Origin of the sequence: Pseudomonas sp. MYb118 (assembly GCF_040947875.1) — a bacterium.
Taxonomy (GTDB): Bacteria; Pseudomonadota; Gammaproteobacteria; order Pseudomonadales; family Pseudomonadaceae; genus Aquipseudomonas.
In genome coordinates, this window is the sequence record NZ_JBFRXN010000004.1 from 544,301 (window position 1) to 565,826 (window position 21,526).

The following is a 21,526-nucleotide window of genomic DNA, read 5'->3' on the forward strand; positions in this document are numbered from 1 at the left end:
TTAACAACAGGCACTTAAAGCAGTTATCCAACGTTTATCGCAAAGATGAATCCGCGCACCGGCCAAATCCTTAGTTGGCCGGGCGCTTCCTGCTGTCTTTTTTACTGTGCACAGAACATGGCTTCTGCGCTGGAGTTCGCCCTGATGAAAGTCTCGTTTCAAGTATTGAGTGTATTGACCGGCGGTTTGGGCATGGTCTTGAGCCCGTTGGCGTCCGCTGATTTTCTGAGTGACAGCAAGGCCAACCTGAACTTGCGTAACTTCTATTTCAATAACGATAACCGTGATGGCACGGCGGCGCCGTCGAAGACTGAAGAGTGGGGCCAGGGCTTCATGCTCAACTATCAGTCGGGCTTTACCGAAGGCACCGTTGGTTTTGGTGTCGATGCCATCGGCTTGCTGGGTATCACGCTGGACAGTGGCGAAGGGCGGCATGTCGGCAGTTCGATGATCCCCAACGATGGCGACAAAGCGGCGGACGAATGGAGCCGTTTCGGCGCGACGGGCAAGGTGCGCTTCTCCAAGACCGAGTTGCGCTACGGCACCTTGCAGCCGAAGTTGCCGATCCTGGTGGCCAACGACGGCCGCCTGCTGCCGCAGACCTTCGAGGGTGGGCAGATCACCAGCAACGAACTGGATAACCTGACCTTCACCGCCGGCCAACTGGAACATGCCACGGGCCGTGGTTCCAGCGACCGCTCCGGCCTGGCGGTGGCGGGTGGCACCCAGGAAAGCAATAAATTCACCTTTGCCGGTGGCGACTACAAACTGACCAAAGACCTGACGGCGCAGTATTACTACGCCAATCTTGAAGACTATTACCAACAACACTTCGCCGGGTTGTTGCATGTATTGCCGCTGGGTGAATACGGCTCGCTGAAAACCGACCTGCGTTATTTCAAGACCACCTCCGATGGCAAGAACGGCAACGCCGCCGGCCGTGCCAGTGGCTACAAGTTGAGTGGTTATACCAAAGATGGCAGCGGGGAAATTGATAACGACACCTGGAGTGCGGCGTTCATCTATTCCCTGGGTAGCCATGCCATTACCGCCGGTTATCAGAGCGTTTCCGACGACAGTAACTTTGTCCAACTCAATCAGGGTGGGCTGGTGGGCAAGGGCGAAGGTGGGGCGAGCCTTTATCTGTATACCGACCGGACCGTGCAGACGTTCATCCAGGCCGGCGAGCGCACGGCTTTTGCGCAATACGCCTATGACTTTGCCGGGTTGGGTGTTCCGGGGTTGAAGGCGTCGGTCATGTACCTCAAGGGTGACAACATCAAGACCACCAGCGGGCATGACGCGAGTGAGTGGGAGCGCGATATCTCGCTGGATTATGTGATTCAGAGCGGGCCGTTGAAGAACGTGGGCTTTGGCTGGCGCAACGGCGTCTCCCGCAGCGAGGTGGCTCGCGACCAGGATCAGAATCGGGTGTTTGTGAGTTACTCGATTCCGTTGTTGTAACTACCAAACCTGTGGGAGCTGGCTTGCCAGCGATGGCGTCTTACGGTGTACGTATCCATTGCTGCGGCAACGGCCGCCTAAGGTTCCGCCCTTACGGCGGGTGACTATGTGGGAGCGGGCTTGCCCGCGATGGCGTCCTTACGGGTGTACATATCCGGTTCTGCGGTACGGCTGCCTAAGGTTCCGCCCTTACGGCGGGTGACTTTGGGGCTCTGTAGGAGCTGGCTTGCCCGCGATGGCGGCCTTACGGGTGTACATATCCGTTTCTGCGGTAACGGCTGCCTAAGGGTTCCGCCCTTACGGCGGGTTACTTTGTCGCGCCAAAGTAACCAAAACGCCACGCCCCTGACGTACGGCCCTTCGCTGGCGCTCCGGGTTCCCTCGCTCCGGTCCTGCTCCGTGGGCGCGCCGCCATCGGCCATCCTTGGCCGAGGGCGGCTAACCCGGCATCCATGCCGGGTTACCCACTGCGCAGAACCTCCACTCGGCCTTCCGACGGGGCAATCTGCGTCGCCTGTGGGATCGCGGCTTTGTTTCTGTTTCTATTTCTGTAGGAGCGAGCATGCTCGCGATGGTCGTTAACGGTGACGTTGGCGGCCTGACACCCCTCGGTGTCCGCTCGTCCATCGCGAGCATGCTCGCTCCTACAGGGTGTGGTGATCGGCTTTTGATCTTGATCTTCTGTGGGAGCGGGCTTGCTCGCGATGGACGTTAACGATGACGCGGGCTGTCTGGATGCCTGTGGTGTCTGGGCTACCATCGCGAGCAAGCTCGCTCCTACAGGGGGGGCGTGCTCGGCTTTTGATCTTGATCTTTTGTGGGAGCGAGCCTGCTCGCGATGGTCGTTAACGATGACGCGGGCTGTCTGGATGCCTGCGGTGTCTGGGCTGCCATCGCGAGCAAGCTCGCTCCTACAGGGAGGGGGTCGTGCTCGGTTTTTGATCTTGATCTTTTGTGGGAGCGAGCCTGCTCGCGATGGTCGTTAACGATGACGCGGGCTGTCTGGATGCCTGTGGTGTCTGGGCTATCATCGCGAGCATGCTCGCTCCTACAGGGGGGCGTGCTCGGCTTTTGATCTTGATCTTTTGTGGGAGCGAGCCTGCTCGCGATGGTCGTTAACGATGACGCGGGCTGTCTGGATGCCTGTGGTGTCTGGGCTACCATCGCGAGCAAGCTCGCTCCTACAGGGAGGGGGTCGTGCTCGGTTTTTGATCTTGATCTTTTGTGGGAGCGAGCCTGCTCGCGATGGTCATTAACGATGACGCGGGCTGTCTGGATGCCTGTGGTGTCTGGGCTATCATCGCGAGCATGCTCGCTCCTACAGGGGGGCGTGCTCGGCTTTTGATCTTGATCTTTTGTGGGAGCGAGCCTGCTCGCGATGGTCGTTAACGATGACGCGGGCTGTCTGGATGCCTGTGGTGTCTGGGCTACCATCGCGAGCAAGCTCGCTCCTACAGGGGGGCGTGCTCGGCTTTTGATCTTGATCTTTTGTGGGAGCGAGCCTGCTCGCGAAGGTCGTTAACGATGACGCGGGCTGTCTGGATGCCTGTGGTGTCTGAGTCACCATCGCGAGCAGGCTCGCTCCCACAGGGACCGCGTTCCGCTTGTGATTTTGATCTTCTGGTCGAGGACTACCAGGCGCCACAGATTGCCCCGTCGGAAGGCCGAGTGGAGGTTCTGCGTAGTGGGTAACCCGGCATGGATGCCGGGTTAGCCGCCCTCGGCCAAGGATGGCCGATGGCGGCGGGCCCTCGGAGCGGGACCGGAGCGAGGGAACCCGGAGCGCCAGCGAAGGGCCGTACGTCAGGGGCGTGGCGTTTTGGTTACTTTGGCGCGACAAAGTAACCCGCCGTAAGGGCGGAACCTTAGGCGGCCATGACCGCAAAAAACGGATATGTACACCGTAAACCCGCCATCGCTGGCAATCCAGCGCCCACAGAATTTCACCCCCCGCCTGTCAATTAAATAAAAAGCTAACTAACTAATGCTTGGCCATTTGCTGCCTAGGCAGTAACATCTCGTCATACATTCACTGCCTAGGCAGCTAATTGGTGATCAGATGACTCACTTCACCCCCGACAATTTCCACAACTGCCACCTCGGTCTCCTGCTCGGCCGCGCCGCGCTGCTCAAGGACCGCATCATCGACACGCACATGGAACCCCACGGCATCACCGCCGCGCAGTTCAAGGTGCTGATCATCATGGCCCAGTACGGCGTCGATACCCCCGCCGAATTGTGCCGCCACCTGTCGCTCGACAGCGGTTCGATGACGCGCATGCTCGATCGCCTGGAGCAGAAAGGTTTCCTCGAGCGCCAGCGTTCCGAAGCGGATCGCCGGCAGGTGCAGTTGGTGCTGACCACCGAAGGCCAGACACTCGCCGACCGCCTGCCGCACATTGGCGCCCAGGCGATGAACGAACTGGCGGGGGCGATCACGCCGCAAGAGCTGGTCACCCTGGAACACATCCTGAAGAAAATCCTGGTGGCAGCCGGTGACTCGATCACCTTGCTGCGGGTAGGTGACAAATGAACGGCCAGACCTTGCGGACCGGCCTGAGCCTGGTGCTCGCGGCCATGGTGCTGGCCGGTTGTGCCAATTACAGCGGTCTGGTCACCTCGGGCAAAAGTCTCGATGCGAAAACCCTGCAAACCGGGCAATCCTTGAGTGGCGTGACCCTGTCGCCTGCGGCCTGGCCGAAAAGCGACTGGTGGAAAAGCCTCGGCGACCCGCAACTCGACGGGCTGATCCGCGAGGCGCTGAAAGACAGCCCCGACATGCAGATCGCCGACGCCCGGGCCCATCAGGCCAGCGCCGCCGCCTATGCCGCCGATGCCACGCGCATGCCGACCCTGGATGCCAGCGCCGGCGTCAGCCGCTCGCGCCTGGCCCGTGATCAGGACCCGCTGGGGCAGGGCGATGCCTACTCCACGGTGCGCAACATCAGTGCCACGTTCAATTACAACTTCGACCTCTGGGGCGGTCAGCGTGCCGCCTGGGAGGCCGCGTTGGGCCAGGCCCGCGCCGCCGAAGTCGATCAGCAGGCCGCGCAACTGACCCTGGCGGCCGACGTCGCCCGGGCCTACAGCGATCTGGGCCAGGCGCACATCGTGCACGACCTGGCAAGCGAAGACCTCAAGCGCACCCGGCAGATGCTCGATCTCAGCCAGCGCCGCCTGAGCGCCGGCATCGACAGCCAGTACCAGTTCCAGCAGACCGAAAGCCTGGAAGCCTCGTCCCAGGCCAGCCTGATCGACGCGGAAAAACGCCTGCAAAGCGCGAAAATCGCCCTGGCGGTGCTGCTCGGCAAAGGTCCGGACCGCGGCAACGAGATCGCCCGGCCGAAAATCCTGCAACCGGGCGCGGTCGCCTTGCCGTCGGTGTTGCCCGCCGAATTGCTCGGTCGCCGGCCAGACCTGGTGGCCGCGCGCTGGCGGGTCGAGGCGGCGAGCAAGGACATCGACGCGAGCAAGACACGCTTTTATCCCAACTTGAACCTTAGCGCCGCCGCCGGTGCCGAATCCTTGTTGGGCGACGCGATGTTCGGGTCCGCCAGTCGTTTCTTCAACATCGCCCCGACCATTTCGGTGCCAATTTTCGATGGCGGCCGCCTGCGTGCCGACCTCGATTCGCGCGATGCCGATTACGACCTCGCGGTGGCGCAGTACAACAAGAGCCTGGTGAAAGCGCTGGGCGATGTCAGCGACACCATCAACCAGTTGCGCGATATCGGCCGGCAGATCGGTGCCCAGCAGCACGCCACCGACATTGCCCAGGACTCCTACAACACCGTGGTCCAGCGCTACGGTTCCGGCATCGGCAACTACCTGGACGTGCTCAGCATCGAGCAGCAGTTGCTCCAGGCCCAGCGTCAGCTGGCCAACCTGAATGCCGAGCAGATTGACCTGTCGATCCAATTGATGCAGGCCCTGGGCGGCGGTTTTCAGGGCGACTCCCTGGCGGCCAACGCAGCCAACACAACATCAGCCACGCAGACCCACTAATTCAAGGTAATTGTCATGGCCACTGCCAATACTCAAACCCCTGAAGCCACCGACAACGGCAACCCGCGCAAACGCAAGGTCATGCTGCTCGCGCTGGCCGTGGTGGTGCTCCTCGTCGGTGCCGGCGTCTGGGGTTATCACGAATTCTACGGGCGCTGGAACGAAAGCACCGACGACGCCTACGTGAACGGCAACGTGGTGGAAATCACGCCGCTGGTCACCGGCACCGTGGTCAGCATCGGCGCCGATGATGGTGACCTGGTCCACGAAGGCCAGGTGCTGGTCAACTTCGACCCGAACGACGCGCAAGTCGGCCTGCAAAGTGCCCAGGCCAAGCTGGCCCGTACTGTGCGCCAGGTGCGCGGCCTGTACAGCAACGTCGATGGCATGAAGGCCCAGGTCAACGCCCAGCAGGCAGAAGTGCAGAAGGCCCAGGACAACTTCAACCGTCGGAAAAACCTCGCCGCCGGCGGGGCGATTTCCCAGGAAGAACTGTCCCACGCCCGCGACGACCTGACCTCGGCGCAAAACGCCCTGGCCAATGCCAAACAGCAACTGAAAACCACCAGCGCGCTGGTCGATGACACCGTGGTCTCGTCGCACCCGGATGTGATGGAAGCTGCCGCGCAACTGCGCCAGGCCTACCTCAACAACGCCCGCAGCACCCTGATCGCGCCGGTCACCGGTTACGTCGCCAAGCGTTCCGTGCAGCTCGGCCAGCGGGTCCAGCCGGGCACCGCGCTGATGGCGGTGATTCCGCTGGATCAGTTGTGGATCGACGCCAACTTCAAGGAAACCCAACTGCGTGACATGCGCATCGGCCAACCGGTGGACATCGAGGCCGACCTCTACGGCAGCGACGTGAAGTTCAGCGGCACCATCGACAGCCTGGGCGCCGGCACTGGCAGCGCGTTTGCCCTGCTGCCGGCGCAGAACGCCACCGGTAACTGGATCAAGATCGTCCAGCGGGTGCCGGTGCGTATTCACATCAACGCCGAAGAACTGGCCAAGCACCCGTTGCGTGTGGGCCTGTCGACCCAGGTCGATGTCAACCTGCGTGACCAGAGCGGCCCGGTTCTGGCGCAGCAGCCGCCACAAAAGGCGTCGTTCAGCACCACGGTCTACGACCGCCAGTTGGCCGAGGCCGACGCGATGATCACCCAGTTGATCCACGACAACAGCGCCGCCGCCAGCAAAACCGCACAGCGCTGATACCACACAAATCTCCTGTGTGGGAGCGAGCCTGCTCGCGATGGTGTGTCAGTCAACACTCATGTCACTGACACACCATCGCGAGCAGGCTCGCTCCCACAGAAACAGGGTGGGGCGGCTGCGCCCGTCCTCATGTTTGCATAGGATTCGCGATGAGCAATAACGCGTCTTTCACGCCGCCCAGCCTGCTGCTCAGCACCATCGGCCTGTCGCTGGCGACTTTCATGCAGGTGCTCGACACCACCATCGCCAACGTGGCGTTGCCGACCATTTCCGGCAACCTGGGCGTGAGTTCGGAGCAGGGCACCTGGGTGATCACCTCGTTCGCCGTGAGCAACGCCATCGCGCTGCCGCTGACCGGTTGGCTGAGCCGGCGCTTTGGCGAGGTGAAGCTGTTTCTGTGGGCGACGATGCTGTTCGTATTGGCTTCGTTTCTTTGCGGTGTGTCCACCTCGATGCCCGAACTGATCGGCTTTCGAGTGTTGCAGGGCCTGGTGGCCGGGCCCTTGTACCCGATGACCCAGACGCTGCTGATCGCCGTCTATCCGCCGGCCAGGCGCGGCATGGCCCTGGCGTTGCTGGCGATGGTCACGGTGGTGGCGCCGATTGCCGGGCCGATTCTCGGCGGCTGGATCACCGACAGCTACAGCTGGCCGTGGATTTTCTTCATCAACGTGCCCATCGGCATTTTCGCGGTGATGGTGGTGCGCCAGCAGCTCAAGGCGCGTCCGGTTGAAACCAGCCGCCAGCCGATGGACTACGTCGGCCTGATCTCGCTGATCATCGGCGTCGGTGCGTTGCAGGTGATCCTCGACAAGGGCAACGACCTGGACTGGTTCGAATCGAACTTCATCCTGATCGGCGCGGCCATTTCGGTGATTGCCCTGGCGGTGTTCGTGATCTGGGAAATGACCGATGCGCACCCGGTGGTCAACCTGCGCCTGTTCGCCTACCGTAACTTCCGCATCGGCACCCTGGTGCTGGTGCTCGGCTACGCCGGGTTCTTCGGCATCAACCTGATTCTGCCGCAATGGCTGCAGACCCAGATGGGCTACACGGCCACCTGGGCCGGCCTGGCGGTCGCGCCCATCGGCATCCTGCCGGTGCTGATGTCGCCGTTCGTCGGCAAGTACGCGCACAAGTTCGACCTGCGCCTGCTGGCGGGGCTGGCGTTCCTGGCCATTGGCCTGAGTTGCTTCATGCGTGCCGGCTTCACCAACGAAGTGGACTTCCAGCACATCGCCCTGGTGCAGTTGTTCATGGGCATCGGCGTGGCGCTGTTCTTCATGCCGACCCTGAGCATCCTGATGTCCGACCTGCCACCGAGCCAGATCGCCGATGGCGCCGGCCTGGCGACCTTCCTGCGCACCCTGGGCGGCAGTTTTGCCGCGTCGCTGACCACCTGGATCTGGATCCGCCGCGCCGACCAGCACCATGCGTACCTGAGCGAAAGCATCACCACCTACGACCCGGCCACCCGCGACGCCCTGCAAAACCTCGGCGGGGCGGGCAGCCCGGCGTACGCGCAGCTCGATCACGTGTTGACCAGCCAGGCCTACATGCTGTCCACGGTGGATTACTTCACGCTGCTGGGCTGGGCGTTCATGGCGTTGATCGTGATCGTCTGGCTGGCCAAACCGCCGTTCGCGGCGAAGGCGGGGCCTGCGGCGTCCGGTCATTAAACCAACACACACGCCCCCTGTAGGAGCGAGCTTGCTCGCGATGACGGAGTGTCAGCCAACATCATATTGGCTGACACACCGACATCGCGAGCAAGCTCGCTCCTACAGGGGGACTCGTCAGGCCGTAGGCGCAGCCAGCGCCGGCGGCGGGGCGAAGTCGAACGGGGTCAGGGCGTAGCCGCTTTCGTCCACCTGCAAGGCCCAGCCCTGGCGATCCCAATCGCCCAGCACGATGCGCCGGGCGGCCTGGTCGCCCAGTTGCAGCTTGTGGATGGCGGGGCGGTGGGTGTGGCCGTGGACCAGGGTTTTCACCCCATATTGCTGCATGATCCGCGGAATTTCTTCCGGGGTGACATCGACAATGTCGTTGGCCTTCATCCGCGTCTGCGCCCGGCTTTCGCTGCGCAGCTTGCGTGCCAGCTTATGCCGGGTCCGCAGGGGCAGGTGGCGCAGGATGAACAGGGTGATGGGGTTGCGCAGGTAACGACGCAGCTTCATGTAGGCTTCGTCGCGGGTGCACAGGCTGTCGCCGTGCATCAGCAGCACCGGTTCATCGAAGAACTGCACGACACTCGGATCTTTCAGCAGGGTGCAGCCGGCCTGTTTACAGAAGGCCTGGCCGAGCATGAAGTCGCGATTGCCGTGCATGAGGAAAATGGCCGTGCCGCTGTCGCTGAGATCACGCAGGGCCTGGCAGATGGAGCGTTGGAAGGGCGTCATGGCGTCATCGCCAATCCATGCCTCGAAAAAATCCCCGAGGATGTACAACGCACTCGCCGAACGGGCACGTCCGGCGAGCAAATCCAGAAACGCCCGGGTGATGTCCGGGCGCTCCTCTTCCAGATGCAAGTCTGAAATCAGCAATATCACTCAATGATCTCGGCTTTCTCGATGATCACGTCGTCTGCTGGCACGTCCTGGTGGCCGGCCTTCATGGTGGTGGAAACGCCTTTGATCTTGTCGACGACGTCGGTGCCGGCAGTCACTTTACCGAATACCGCGTAGCCCCAGCCCTGGGTGTTCTTGCCGCTGTGGTTCAGGAAGCTGTTGTCGGTGACGTTGATGAAGAACTGCGCCGACGCCGAATGCGGCTCCATGGTACGGGCCATGGCGATGGTGTACTTGTCGTTGGAAAGACCGTTGTCGGCTTCGTTCTGGATGCTTGGGCGCTTGTCTTTCTTCTCTTTCATGCCTGGCTCGAAACCGCCGCCCTGGATCATGAAGTTACCGATGACACGGTGAAAAATGGTGTTTTCGTAGTGACCGGCTTTGACGTATTCAACGAAGTTGGCCACGGTGATCGGGGCTTTCTCGGCGTTCAGTTCCAGAACGATGTCGCCAAAGTTGGTCGTCAGTTTGACTTGGGTCATGATCGGTACTCTTTCTAGGGAATTCGTGGGTATTGGAACATTTTGTCCCGCTACCGGTTCAGCCTTGTCGGCCAAGGAGCGCAGTTTAGCGTGACAGGCGCGAATTTCGAGGCAGTTTTTTCTTTTATGCCCGATTAAATGCGACCGTTTGCCGAGTGCGCTCTGTCAGGTACTTGACGGCATCGGCTATGATAGCGGCTTTGTTTTGTCTGGCTGTCTTCCGGCCGCGCACTTGTACGTTCAAGGATCCTATGAGCAAGCCCACTGTCGACCCTACCTCGAATTCCAAGACCGGCCCTGCCGTACCGGTCAATTTCCTGCGCCCGATCATCCAGGCGGACCTGGACTCGGGTAAGCACACGCAGATCGTCACCCGTTTCCCGCCTGAGCCCAACGGTTACCTGCACATCGGTCACGCCAAGTCGATCTGTGTGAACTTCGGCCTGGCCCAGGAGTTCGGCGGCGTCACGCACCTGCGTTTCGACGACACCAACCCGGCCAAGGAAGACCAGGAATACATCGACGCGATCGAAAGCGACGTCAAATGGCTGGGCTTCGAATGGTCCGGCGAAGTGCGCTACGCCTCGCAGTATTTCGACCAGTTGCACGACTGGGCCGTCGAGCTGATCAAGGCCGGCAAGGCCTATGTCGACGACCTGAGCCCGGAGCAGGCCAAGGAATACCGTGGCACCCTGACCGAACCAGGCCGCAACAGCCCGTTCCGTGATCGCTCGGTGGAAGAGAACCTCGACTGGTTCGCCCGCATGCGTGCCGGCGAGTTCCCGGACGGCGCCCGTGTGCTGCGCGCGAAAATCGACATGGCGTCGCCGAACATGAACCTGCGCGACCCGATCATGTACCGCATCCGTCACGCCCATCACCACCAGACCGGCGACAAGTGGTGCATCTACCCCAACTATGACTTCACCCACGGTCAGTCGGATGCCATCGAAGGCATCACCCACTCGATCTGCACCCTGGAGTTCGAAAGCCATCGTCCGCTGTACGAGTGGTTCCTGGAGAACCTGCCGGTGCCGGCCAACCCGCGCCAGTACGAGTTCAGCCGCCTGAACCTGAACTACACCATCACCAGCAAGCGCAAGCTCAAGCAACTGGTCGATGAAAAGCACGTCAACGGCTGGGACGATCCGCGCATGTCCACGCTGTCGGGCTTCCGTCGCCGTGGCTACACACCGGCTTCGATCCGCAACTTCTGCGACATGGTCGGCACCAACCGCTCTGACGGCGTGGTCGACTTCGGCATGCTCGAATTCAGCATCCGCCAGGACCTCGACGCGAACGCCCCTCGCGCCATGTGCGTGCTGCGTCCGTTGAAAGTGGTGATCACCAACTACCCGGAAGACCAGGTCGATAATCTCGAACTGCCGCGTCATCCACAGAAAGAAGAACTCGGTGTGCGCAAGCTGCCGTTCGCCCGTGAAATCTACATCGACCGCGATGACTTCATGGAAGAGCCACCGAAGGGCTACAAGCGCCTGGAACCAAACGGCGAAGTGCGCCTGCGCGGCAGCTACGTGATCCGTGCCGACGAAGCGATCAAGGACGCCGATGGCAACATCGTCGAACTGCGTTGCTCGTACGATCCGGACACCCTGGGCAAGAACCCTGAAGGCCGCAAGGTCAAGGGCGTGATCCACTGGGTGCCGGCAGCGGCCAGCATCGAGTGCGAAGTGCGTCTGTACGATCGCCTGTTCCGTTCGCCGAACCCGGAGAAGGCCGAAGACAGCGCGAGTTTCCTCGACAATATCAACCCTGACTCCCTGCAAGTACTGACTGGTTGTCGTGCCGAACCCTCGCTGGGCGACGCACAGCCGGAAGACCGTTTCCAGTTCGAGCGCGAAGGTTACTTCTGCGCGGATATCAAGGACTCGAAACCGGGCGCTCCGGTCTTCAACCGTACCGTGACCTTGCGTGATTCGTGGGGCCAGTGATTCAAGGAAACCTCTGACGTGCTGACGATCTACAACACGCTCACCAAGAGCAAAGAAGTCTTCAAACCGCTGGATGGCAACAAGGTGCGCATGTACGTGTGCGGGATGACCGTGTACGACTACTGCCACCTGGGCCATGGCCGCAGCATGGTCGCTTTCGACCTGGTGACCCGCTGGTTGCGGTTCAGCGGCTACGACCTGACCTATGTGCGCAACATCACCGACATTGACGACAAGATCATCAATCGGGCCAATGAGAACGGCGAGTCGTTCGAAGCGCTGACCGAACGCATGATCGCGGCGATGCACGAAGACGAAGCGCGCCTGAACATCAAGAAGCCGGACATGGAGCCGCGCGCCACCGGGCATATCCCCGGCATGCACGCGATGATCCAGACTCTGATCGACAAGGGCTACGCCTACGCCCCGGGCAATGGCGACGTGTACTACCGCGTCGCCAAGTTCATGGGTTACGGCAAGCTGTCGCGCAAGAAGATCGAAGACCTGCGCATCGGCGCGCGCATCGAAGTCGACGAGTCCAAGCAGGACCCGCTGGACTTCGTGCTGTGGAAAGGCGCCAAGCCGGGTGAGCCGAGCTGGCCATCGCCTTGGGGCGACGGTCGTCCGGGCTGGCACATCGAGTGCTCGGTGATGTCGACCTGCTGCCTGGGCGAGACCTTCGACATTCATGGCGGCGGCAGCGACCTGGAGTTCCCGCACCACGAGAACGAAATCGCCCAGAGCGAAGCGGCCACCGGCAAGACCTACGCCAACGCGTGGATGCATTGCGGCATGATCCGCATCAATGGCGAGAAGATGTCCAAGTCCTTGAACAACTTCTTCACCATTCGCGACGTGCTGGAAAAGTACCACCCGGAAGTCGTGCGTTACCTGCTGGTGTCGAGCCACTACCGCAGCGCGATCAACTATTCGGAAGACAACCTCAAGGACGCCAAAGGCGCCCTCGAGCGTTTCTACCATGCGTTGAAAGGCCTGCCGAAGGTCGCTCCAGCCGGTGGCGAGGCGTTCGTCGAGCGCTTTACCCAAGTGATGAACGACGACTTCGGCACGCCGGAAGCCTGTGCGGTGCTGTTCGAGATGGTGCGTGAGATCAACCGTCTGCGCGAGAGCGATCTCGACGCGGCGGCCGGTCTGGCGGCGCGCTTGAAGCAACTGGCCGATGTGCTGGGTGTGTTGCAGCTCGAAGCCGAAGACTTCCTGCAGGCCGGCGCCGAAGGGCGTGTGGATGCAGCCGAGGTCGATGCCCTGATCGCAGCCCGCCTGGCGGCGCGCGCGGCCAAGGACTGGGCCGAATCCGACCGCATCCGCGACCAGCTCACCGCCATGGGCGTGGTGCTGGAAGACGGCAAGGGCGGCACGACCTGGCGTTTGGCTGATTGATTGGCTGAGCCGTTTGAGACAAAAACCCGCCTTGTGCGGGTTTTTGTTTGTTTGCAGGTTTTGGATATTGCGGTGTGCTGGCCGGCCTCATCGCGAGCAGGCTCGCTCCCACAATGGGTTGCGATGAGGCCTGAACTGTGGGAGCGAGCCTGCTCGCGATAGGGTCCACACCCACCGCGGTCACTCGGTCTGCCGCAACCTTTTGTACAAGGTATTGCGACTAACCCCCAACCGCCGCGCCAAATGGGAAATATTGCCCCCCACCGCCCGCAACTGCCGATTCAGGTCTTCGGCATCATCCAGGTCCACCGCCAACGGCTCGGGTGTCTCCACCGGCTCCATCTCCAGGTCGACGAAAAAATCATCCGGCAAATGCTCCGGCCGCACCGGTTGTTCCTCGGCCATGGCCAGCGCCACCTGCATCACGCTGCTGACCTGGCGCAGGTTGCCCGGCCACGGATGACGGCTGAACAGCTCCAGCACCTCGCGGCTCAGGCCTGCCCATTGCGACGGCTCGCGATGCTGTTCCCACAAGCGCTTGAACAGTGCCTGCTTGTCGCTGCGTTCGCGCAGGGGCGGCAGCTCCAGGGTCAGGCCGCCGATGCGGTAATACAGGTCTTCGCGAAAGCGCCCCAGTTGCACCTGCTCGCGTAGCGAACGGTTGGTCGCCGAAATGATGCGGATGTCCACGGCGAATAACTCGCTGCTGCCCACCGGTTGCACGCAACGCTCCTGCAATACCCGCAACAGACGCGCCTGGGTGGGCAACGGCATGTCGCCGATCTCGTCGAGGAACAGCGTGCCTTTGTCCGCCTTGCGAATCAGGCCGATGCTGCCTTTCTGGTTGGCGCCGGTGAAGGCGCCTTTCTCATAGCCGAACAGCTCCGATTCCACCAGTTCGGCGGGGATCGCTGCACAGTTGACGGCAATGAACGGCTGTTTGCTGCGCGAACTGGCCTGGTGCAGCGCCTTGACGAACACCTCCTTGCCGACACCGGTTTCGCCGTGGATCAACAACGGAATGTCCTTTTCCAGCAGGCGCTCGGCCTGGCGTACGGCCTTTTCCACGCGGCTGTCGCCGAAGTGCAGGGTGCCGAGGCTGATCGCGGCGGGGGCGGGTTCGGCGCGTTCGGTGGGGGCGCTGTCTTTTCGCGTAAAGATGCGCGGCTGGATCGGCGCCTGTTTCGGCCGGCGCAACACGCACTGGAAACGGTTGCGCCCCGAGGCTTGCAGAGCAAAGGGCAGGCCATCAGGCTGGTTGAGCAGTTCCAGCAACGACACCTTGAACAGGCTTTCGACACTGATCCGCGACAGGCGCACGCCCAGCAGGTTGTCGGCCCGGCGATTGGCCGAGAGCACTTGGCCGGTTTCATCGAAGATCAGCAACCCGGCCCATTGGCTGTCGAGGTTGTTCAGGCCGGTGTTGAACGTCAGTTGAAAATGCTGGCCATGGAACAGGTTGAGGATCAGCCGGTTTTCCACGGTCTGGCTCATCATCTTGACCATGCCGAGGGTGTGCGAGGGCGGCAGGTAGCTGTCGCTGGACACGTCGAGCACCGCGATCACCTTGCGTTCGGCATCGAAAATCGGCGCGGCGGAACCGGTCATGAAGCGGTTGGCCTTGAGGAAGTGTTCGTCGTGCTCGATGTGCACCGCCTGTTCACAGGCCAGGGCGGTGCCGATGGCGTTGGTGCCGCTGCAACGTTCCATCCAGCTGGCGCCGGCACTGAAACCACGCGCCAGGCCCGGCTCGATGAAGCGCTGGGTGCCCCAGGAGGTCAGGACCTGGCCCTGATTATCGGCCAGCATGATCAGGCAATTGGAATTGCTCAGGATGTTTTCGTAGTAGGGCAGCACTTCCTGGTGGGTGGTCTGCACCAGTGAATGCTGGCTTTCGAGCAACTGGGCAATGCCCTCGGCGGGCAACTGGTCGAAGGCGGGCGTGCTTTGATGGTCGAGGCCGAACGCGCGGCAGCGTGACCATGAGTCGGCAATGATGGCGTCGTGGGAGAGCGGCGAGGCGGGTGCGGCCATGGCAGTCGATCTCTGGGTGTTTTTTATTGTTGTTATGGTGCAGATCACACAAACCCCTGAGGGGATCCCCCGGAGGGAATCCCTGTGGGAGCGAGCCTGCTCGCGATGGTCGTCAACGATAACGCTGGCTTGCTGGTGCCTCGCGGTGTCTGGTCTACCATCGCGAGCAGGCTCGCTCTCACAGGGGAAGTCGGGGGCCATCGGCTGTGTGAACAATCCGTAGAGTGTTGTTCACCCTTGTTCATTGTCAATCGCTGAACTGTTCAATTGTTCAACCAGAGTTGTTCATTTTTGTTCAGCAACGAACACGGTATGTCCTGCTTTTTCCTGATTTTCCCAACAGATCAACCATTTGCATTTTCTGGCACGAAAGTCGCTCTGTAGCTGCGGTCGCTTGACTCCAATAATAAAAAGGCCGAGCCATGTCACTCACCCTGGAGCACGTCAGCCGTACCGTCGAGGGCCAGACCTGGATCGACGATGCGTGCCTGAATTTCGAACCCGGATCCTTCAATGTTCTGCTGGGCCGTACGCTGTCCGGCAAAACCAGTCTCATGCGCCTGATGGCCGGCCTGGACAAGCCCGACAGTGGGCGCATCCTGATGAACGGCGTCGACGTCACTCAACGTCCGGTGCGTTTGCGCAACGTGTCGATGGTCTATCAGCAGTTCATCAATTACCCGACCATGACCGTTTTCGACAACATCGCCTCGCCCTTGCGCCAGGCCGGTGTGGCCAACGAGATCATCCAGGCCAAGGTGCAGGAAACCGCCAGGATGCTGCGCATCGAGAAATTCCTGAAGCGCTACCCGCTGGAACTCTCGGGCGGTCAGCAGCAGCGCACGGCGATGGCGCGGGCGCTGGTCAAGGATGCCGAGCTGATCCTGTTCGACGAACCCCTGGTCAACCTCGATTACAAGCTACGCGAAGAGCTGCGCCAGGAAATGCGCGAGCTGTTCAAGGCGCGGCACACCATTGCGGTGTACGCCACCACCGAGCCCAACGAGGCATTGGCGCTGGGCGGCACCACCACCATCCTGCACGAGGGCCGGGTGATCCAGAGCGGCAAGGCCGCCGAGGTCTACCACCAGCCGCAGACCGTGCTCGCCGCCGAACTGTTCTCCGAGCCACCGATCAACCTGATGCCCGGGCGCATTGCTGGCAACGAAGTCAGCTTCGCCAATTTCGTGCATTTTCCGCTGAACGTGGACCTGCGCCCGGTGGGCGAGGGCGAATTCCGCTTTGGCGTGCGCCCCAGCCACATCTCGCTGGTGCCCAGCAACGATGACGACCTCGAACTGGCCGTGACCGTCGAGGTTGCCGAGATCAGCGGTTCGGAAACCTTCCTGCACGTGCGCAACGAGCATTTCCTGCTGGTGCTGCACCTGCCCGGGGTTCACGAATACGACGTCGATGCGCCGATCCGTATCTATATCCCGACCCATAAACTGTTCGTGTTCGATGCGCAGGGCCGCCTGGTCCAGGCGCCGGGCCGGCGTATCGCGAGGGTTGCCTGATGGCCGAAATTCGCTTGCAGAACCTCGCCCACAGCTACACCGCGACGCCCGCCGGCCCCGAGGATTACGCGATCCGCCAGATGGACCATATCTGGGAGCAGGGCGGTGCGTTTGCCTTGCTCGGGCCTTCGGGCTGCGGCAAATCGACCTTGCTCAACATCATTTCCGGCTTGCTCAGCCCGTCCCAGGGCCATGTGCTGTTCGACGGCCGCGCGGTCAACGACCTGACCCCGGAAAAGCGCAACATCGCCCAGGTGTTCCAGTTTCCGGTGGTCTACGACACCATGACGGTGTTCGACAACCTGGCGTTCCCCTTGCGCAACCAGGGTATGGCCGAGGCGAAAATCCACAGCAAGGTGCAGGAAATCGCCGAGGTCCTCGACCTGCAGAACCTCTTGAGCAAGAAGGCGCGCAACCTCACCGCCGACGAAAAGCAGAAAGTCTCCATGGGCCGTGGACTGGTGCGCGACGACGTTTCGGCGATCCTCTTCGACGAACCGCTGACGGTGATCGACCCGCACCTGAAGTGGAAGCTGCGGCGCAAGCTCAAGCAGATCCACGAGCAGTTCAACATCACCATGGTCTACGTCACCCACGATCAACTGGAGGCCTCGACCTTCGCCGACAAGATCGCGGTGATGTACGGCGGGCAGATCGTGCAGTTCGGCACGCCACGGGAGTTGTTCGAGCGCCCGAGCCACACCTTCGTCGGCTACTTCATTGGCAGCCCCGGCATGAACCTGATCGAAGTGCAGCCGCAAGCGGGGGGTGTCGGTTTCGCCTCGACCCATCTGCCGCTGTCCGACGCCATGCAGAAACGCATCGCTGAATCCACCTGGCACACCCTCAAGGTCGGCATCCGCCCGGAATTCGTCCACGTCTGGGACGAGCCGTTCGACGACGCCCTGAGGGCAAAAGTCGTCCACGTCGAAGACCTCGGCACCTACAAGATCATGACCCTGGACCTCGATGGCCAGCCGCTCAAAGTGCGCCTGGCCGAAGACAAGCCGGTGCCGGAAGGCACGGCGTATATCAGCTTCCCGGCCCAGTGGCTGATGGTCTACGCCGACGATTTCCTGCTGGAGCCACACGCGGTCGGGGAGGTGCAGCCATGAACAAGGTGCAGAACAACAAGGCCTGGTGGCTGGTGCTGCCGGTGTTCCTGCTGGTGGCGTTCAGTGCGGTGATCCCGATGATGACCGTGGTCAACTACTCGGTGCAGGACATCTTCGACCAGTCCAGCCGCTACTTCGTCGGTGCCGACTGGTACAAGCAGGTGCTGCTCGACCCGCGTCTGCACGACTCGTTGCTGCGTCAGTTCATCTACTCGGCCTGTGTGCTGCTGATCGAGATTCCGCTGGGCATCGCCATCGCCCTGACCATGCCCACCAAGGGCCGCTGGTCGTCGGTGGTGTTGATTGTCCTGGCGATTCCGCTGCTGATCCCGTGGAACGTGGTCGGCACCATCTGGCAGATTTTCGGCCGGGCCGACATCGGCCTGCTCGGTTCGACGCTCAACGCCATGGGTATCAGCTACAACTATGCGGCGAACACCATGGATGCCTGGGTCACCGTACTGGTGATGGACGTGTGGCACTGGACCTCGCTGGTGGCCTTGTTGTGTTTCTCGGGGTTGCGTGCCATTCCGGACGTGTACTACCAGGCGGCGCGGATCGACCGGGCCTCGGCCTGGGCGGTGTTCCGCCACATCCAGTTGCCCAAGCTCAAGAGCGTGCTGCTGATCGCGGTGATGCTGCGCTTCATGGACAGCTTCATGATCTACACCGAACCGTTCGTGCTCACGGGCGGCGGGCCGGGCAATGCCACGACCTTCCTCAGCCAGACGTTGACGCAAATGGCGGTCGGGCAATTCGACCTGGGACCTGCGGCGGCTTTCTCGCTGGTGTACTTCCTGATCATCCTGTTGGTGTCCTGGCTGTTCTATACGGCCATGACTCACTCTGACGCCAACCGTTGAGGCCGCGCCATGAGCAAAAGAAAGCTGATTCCCTTGCTGCTGTACATCCTGTTCGTGCTGGTGCCGATCTATTGGCTGCTGAACATGTCCTTCAAGAGCAACACCGAAATCCTCGGCGGCCTGACGCTGTTCCCGCAGGACTTCACGTTGGCCAACTACAAGGTGATCTTCACCGACCCGAGCTGGTACACCGGGTATATCAACTCGGCCTACTACGTGACCTTGAACACGGTCATCTCCCTGGCCGTGGCATTGCCCGCGGCGTACGCGTTTTCCCGCTACCGCTTCCTGGGCGACAAGCATCTGTTTTTCTGGCTGCTGACCAACCGCATGGCACCACCGGCGGTGTTCCTGTTGCCGTTCTTCCAGCTGTATTCGTCGATCGGCCTGTTCGATACCCACATTGCCGTGGCCCTGGCGCACTGCCTGTTCAACGTGCCGCTGGCGGTGTGGATTCTCGAAGGTTTCATGTCCGGGGTGCCGAAGGAAATCGACGAAACCGCCTACATCGACGGCTACAGCTTTCCCAAGTTCTTCGTGAAGATCTTCATCCCGCTGATTGGCTCCGGCATCGGCGTGACGGCGTTTTTCTGCTTCATGTTTTCCTGGGTCGAACTGCTGCTGGCGCGCACCCTGACCTCGGTCAATGCCAAGCCGATCGCGGCGGTGATGACTCGCACGGTGTCGGCTTCCGGCATCGACTGGGGCGTGCTGGCCGCGGCGGGGGTGCTGACCATCCTGCCCGGCATGCTGGTGATCTGGTTCGTACGCAACCATGTGGCCAAGGGCTTTGCCCTGGGCCGGGTATGAGGAACTGATGATGGAATGGATGAGCTGGACCGTCCCGACGGCGGCGTTCTTCGGCGTGATCGCCTTGATCCTGATCGGCATGACGACCTGGGAGCTGCGTTCGCCGAGTGTCCTTCGCCGTGGCTTTTTACCGATGGCCACCACCCGTGGCGATCGTTTGTTTATCGGTCTTCTCGGCAGCGCCTACCTGCATTTGCTGGTCATCGGCGTAACCGACTGGAGCATCTGGGTGGCGTTCGCGTTGTCCCTGGTGTGGCTGTTGTCTGTGATGCGTTGGGGCTAGTCGAATCGCTCGGCGCTCCGAAACTCAATAAGGAGGTTTCTATGTTCGATAAAAACAATAAGCTGCGACATAGCATTTCATTGGCAGCAGTACTGGCACTCAGCGGCTTGAGCGCTTCGGCCTGGGCCGATGCCTATGAAGATGCCGCGAAGAAATGGATCGGCAGTGAGTTCAAGCCGTCCACCCTGACGGCCGAGCAACAGCTGGAAGAACTGAAATGGTTCATCAAGGCCGCCGAGCCGTTTCGCGGGATGAACATCAAGGTGGTTTCGGAAACCATCGCCACCCACGAATACGAGTCCAAGGTGCTGGCCAAGGCCTTCAGCGAAATCACCGGGATCAAGCTGACCCACGACCTGCTGCAGGAAGGCGACGTGGTGGAAAAGCTGCAGACCGAGATGCAGTCGGGCAAGAGCATCTATGACGGCTGGGTCAACGACTCGGACCTGATCGGCACGCACTTTCGCTACGGCAAGACTCAGTCGATCACCGACCTGATGGCCAACGAGGGCAAGAACTTCACCTCGCCGACCCTGGACCTCAAGGACTTCATCGGCATTTCGTTCACCACCGCGCCGGACGGCAAGATCTATCAATTGCCCGACCAGCAGTTCGCCAACCTGTACTGGTTCCGTGCCGACTGGTTCGAACGTGCGGACCTCAAAGCCAAGTTCAAGGAAAAGTACGGTTATGAACTGGGCGTGCCAGTGAACTGGTCGGCCTATGAAGACATCGCCAAGTTCTTCAGCGAAGACGTCAAGGAAATCGACGGCAAGCGCGTCTACGGGCACATGGATTACGGCAAGAAGGACCCGTCGCTGGGCTGGCGCTTCACCGATGCCTGGTTCTCCATGGCCGGTGGCGGCGACAAGGGCCTGCCCAACGGCTTGCCGGTGGACGAGTGGGGCATCCGCGTCGAGGACTGCCATCCGGTAGGTTCCAGCGTGACCCGTGGCGGCGACACCAACGGCCCGGCGGCCGTGTTCGCCACCACCAAATACGTGGAGTGGCTGAAGAAATATGCGCCACCGGAAGCCGCGGGCATGACCTTCTCCGAGTCCGGCCCGGTGCCGTCCCAGGGCAACATCGCCCAGCAGATCTTCTGGTACACAGCCTTCACTGCCGACATGACCAAGCCGGGCCTGGCGGTGATGAACGCCGACGGCACGCCGAAATGGCGCATGGCGCCTTCACCCAAGGGGCCTTACTGGGAAGAGGGCATGAAGCTCGGTTATCAGGACGTGGGTTCCTGGACTTTCATGAACTCCACGCCTGAGAAACAGAAACTCGCGGCCTGGTTGTACGCGCAGTTCGTCACCTCGAAAACCGTGTCGCTGAAGAAAACCATCGTCGGCCTGACGCCGATCCGCGAGTCGGACATCAACTCCCAGGCGATGACCGACCTGGCACCGAAACTCGGTGGCCTGGTGGAGTTCTACCGCAGCCCGGCCCGCGTGCAATGGTCCCCGACCGGGACCAACGTGCCGGACTATCCGCGTCTGGCGCAACTGTGGTGGAGCCACATCGCCGAAGCGGCCAGCGGCGAGAAAACCCCGCAACAGGCGCTCGATGGCCTGGCCAAGGACCAGGACGCGATCATGACCCGTCTGGAACGTTCGAAGGCGCAAGCCACCTGCGCGCCGAAGATGAACCCCGAGCGTGACGCGCAGTACTGGTTCGACCAGCCGGGCGCACCGAAACCGAAACTGGCGAACGAAAAGCCCAAGGGCGAAACCGTGAACTACAACGAGCTGCTGAAATCCTGGGCGGATGCCCGCAAGTAAGCATCGCACCACCGTACTCAACGGCACCTTCGGG

At 61.5% G+C, this 21,526-nt stretch carries 16 protein-coding genes; 13 read left to right on the top strand and 3 right to left on the bottom strand.

The annotated features are described in order from the left end of the window. Positions 1 to 144: 144 nt before the first annotated feature. The 5 genes from ABVN20_RS28510 (at position 145) to ABVN20_RS28530 (ending at position 8,363) form a co-directional block, all read left to right on the top strand. Complete coding sequence (locus ABVN20_RS28510) at positions 145 to 1,464, top strand: OprD family porin (RefSeq protein WP_368559124.1); 1,320 nt, start codon at positions 145 to 147, stop codon at positions 1,462 to 1,464. A gap of 2,059 nt (positions 1,465 to 3,523) precedes the next feature. Continuing rightward, positions 3,524 to 3,997: a MarR family winged helix-turn-helix transcriptional regulator gene (locus ABVN20_RS28515; protein ID WP_368559125.1), complete on the top strand. Its 474-nt coding sequence runs from the start codon at positions 3,524 to 3,526 to the stop codon at positions 3,995 to 3,997. Then, positions 3,994 to 5,469, top strand: coding sequence for an efflux transporter outer membrane subunit (locus ABVN20_RS28520; protein WP_368559126.1), 1,476 nt, complete (start codon positions 3,994 to 3,996; stop codon positions 5,467 to 5,469). The genes ABVN20_RS28515 and ABVN20_RS28520 overlap by 4 nt, the downstream gene beginning before the upstream one ends. 15 nt (positions 5,470 to 5,484) lie before the next feature. Further along, on the top strand, positions 5,485 to 6,681 hold the full coding sequence (locus ABVN20_RS28525) for an HlyD family efflux transporter periplasmic adaptor subunit (protein WP_368559127.1): 1,197 nt from the start codon (positions 5,485 to 5,487) through the stop codon (positions 6,679 to 6,681). 152 nt (positions 6,682 to 6,833) lie between these two features. Continuing rightward, positions 6,834 to 8,363 carry a DHA2 family efflux MFS transporter permease subunit gene (locus tag ABVN20_RS28530; RefSeq protein WP_368559128.1) on the top strand — a complete coding sequence of 510 codons (1,530 nt, stop codon included), beginning with the start codon at positions 6,834 to 6,836 and terminating at the stop codon, positions 8,361 to 8,363. A 117-nt stretch (positions 8,364 to 8,480) separates the two neighbouring features. Here ABVN20_RS28530 and lpxH read toward each other — a convergent pair whose 3' ends face one another. Both lpxH and ABVN20_RS28540 read right to left on the bottom strand, forming a co-directional pair. Beyond that, complete coding sequence (gene lpxH, locus ABVN20_RS28535) at positions 8,481 to 9,233, bottom strand: UDP-2,3-diacylglucosamine diphosphatase (RefSeq protein WP_368559129.1); 753 nt, start codon at positions 9,231 to 9,233, stop codon at positions 8,481 to 8,483. Further along, positions 9,230 to 9,733, bottom strand: coding sequence for a peptidylprolyl isomerase (locus ABVN20_RS28540; protein WP_368559130.1), 504 nt, complete (start codon positions 9,731 to 9,733; stop codon positions 9,230 to 9,232). Before ABVN20_RS28540 ends, lpxH begins: the two co-directional genes overlap by 4 nt. A 251-nt stretch (positions 9,734 to 9,984) precedes the next feature. Between ABVN20_RS28540 and ABVN20_RS28545 the strand changes: the two genes are divergently transcribed. Then, a complete protein-coding gene (locus tag ABVN20_RS28545; RefSeq protein ID WP_368559131.1) occupies positions 9,985 to 11,685 on the top strand; it encodes a glutamine--tRNA ligase/YqeY domain fusion protein in 1,701 nt (566 codons plus the stop codon). 18 nt (positions 11,686 to 11,703) lie between these two features. Then, positions 11,704 to 13,086, top strand: coding sequence for a cysteine--tRNA ligase (cysS, locus tag ABVN20_RS28550; protein WP_368559132.1), 1,383 nt, complete (start codon positions 11,704 to 11,706; stop codon positions 13,084 to 13,086). Positions 13,087 to 13,266: 180 nt separating this feature from the next. Here the strand turns inward: cysS and ABVN20_RS28555 are convergent, their stop codons facing one another. Then, entirely contained in the window at positions 13,267 to 15,120 is a 1,854-nt protein-coding gene (locus ABVN20_RS28555; RefSeq protein WP_368559133.1) for a sigma-54-dependent Fis family transcriptional regulator, read from the bottom strand. Between the two features lie 422 nt (positions 15,121 to 15,542). Here ABVN20_RS28555 and ABVN20_RS28560 point away from each other — a divergent pair, with 422 nt between their 5' ends. Genes ABVN20_RS28560 through ABVN20_RS28585 form a run of 6 tightly spaced genes read left to right on the top strand, consistent with a single transcriptional unit; the run spans position 15,543 to position 21,492 of the window. Further along, complete coding sequence (locus tag ABVN20_RS28560; protein ID WP_368559134.1) at positions 15,543 to 16,637, top strand: ABC transporter ATP-binding protein; 1,095 nt, start codon at positions 15,543 to 15,545, stop codon at positions 16,635 to 16,637. After that, a complete protein-coding gene (locus ABVN20_RS28565) occupies positions 16,637 to 17,752 on the top strand; it encodes an ABC transporter ATP-binding protein (protein ID WP_368559135.1) in 1,116 nt (371 codons plus the stop codon). The genes ABVN20_RS28560 and ABVN20_RS28565 overlap by 1 nt, the downstream gene beginning before the upstream one ends. Next, positions 17,749 to 18,615: a carbohydrate ABC transporter permease gene (locus ABVN20_RS28570; protein ID WP_368559136.1), complete on the top strand. Its 867-nt coding sequence runs from the start codon at positions 17,749 to 17,751 to the stop codon at positions 18,613 to 18,615. The genes ABVN20_RS28565 and ABVN20_RS28570 overlap by 4 nt, the downstream gene beginning before the upstream one ends. A gap of 9 nt (positions 18,616 to 18,624) precedes the next feature. Further along, positions 18,625 to 19,425 (top strand): carbohydrate ABC transporter permease, encoded by an 801-nt coding sequence (locus ABVN20_RS28575; RefSeq protein ID WP_368559137.1) that lies wholly within the window; start codon positions 18,625 to 18,627, stop codon positions 19,423 to 19,425. Positions 19,426 to 19,435: 10 nt separating this feature from the next. Beyond that, positions 19,436 to 19,708 carry a DUF2160 domain-containing protein gene (locus ABVN20_RS28580; RefSeq protein WP_368559138.1) on the top strand — a complete coding sequence of 91 codons (273 nt, stop codon included), beginning with the start codon at positions 19,436 to 19,438 and terminating at the stop codon, positions 19,706 to 19,708. Between the two features lie 41 nt (positions 19,709 to 19,749). Next, positions 19,750 to 21,492, top strand: coding sequence for an ABC transporter substrate-binding protein (locus ABVN20_RS28585; RefSeq protein ID WP_368559139.1), 1,743 nt, complete (start codon positions 19,750 to 19,752; stop codon positions 21,490 to 21,492). Positions 21,493 to 21,526: the final 34 nt, after the last annotated feature.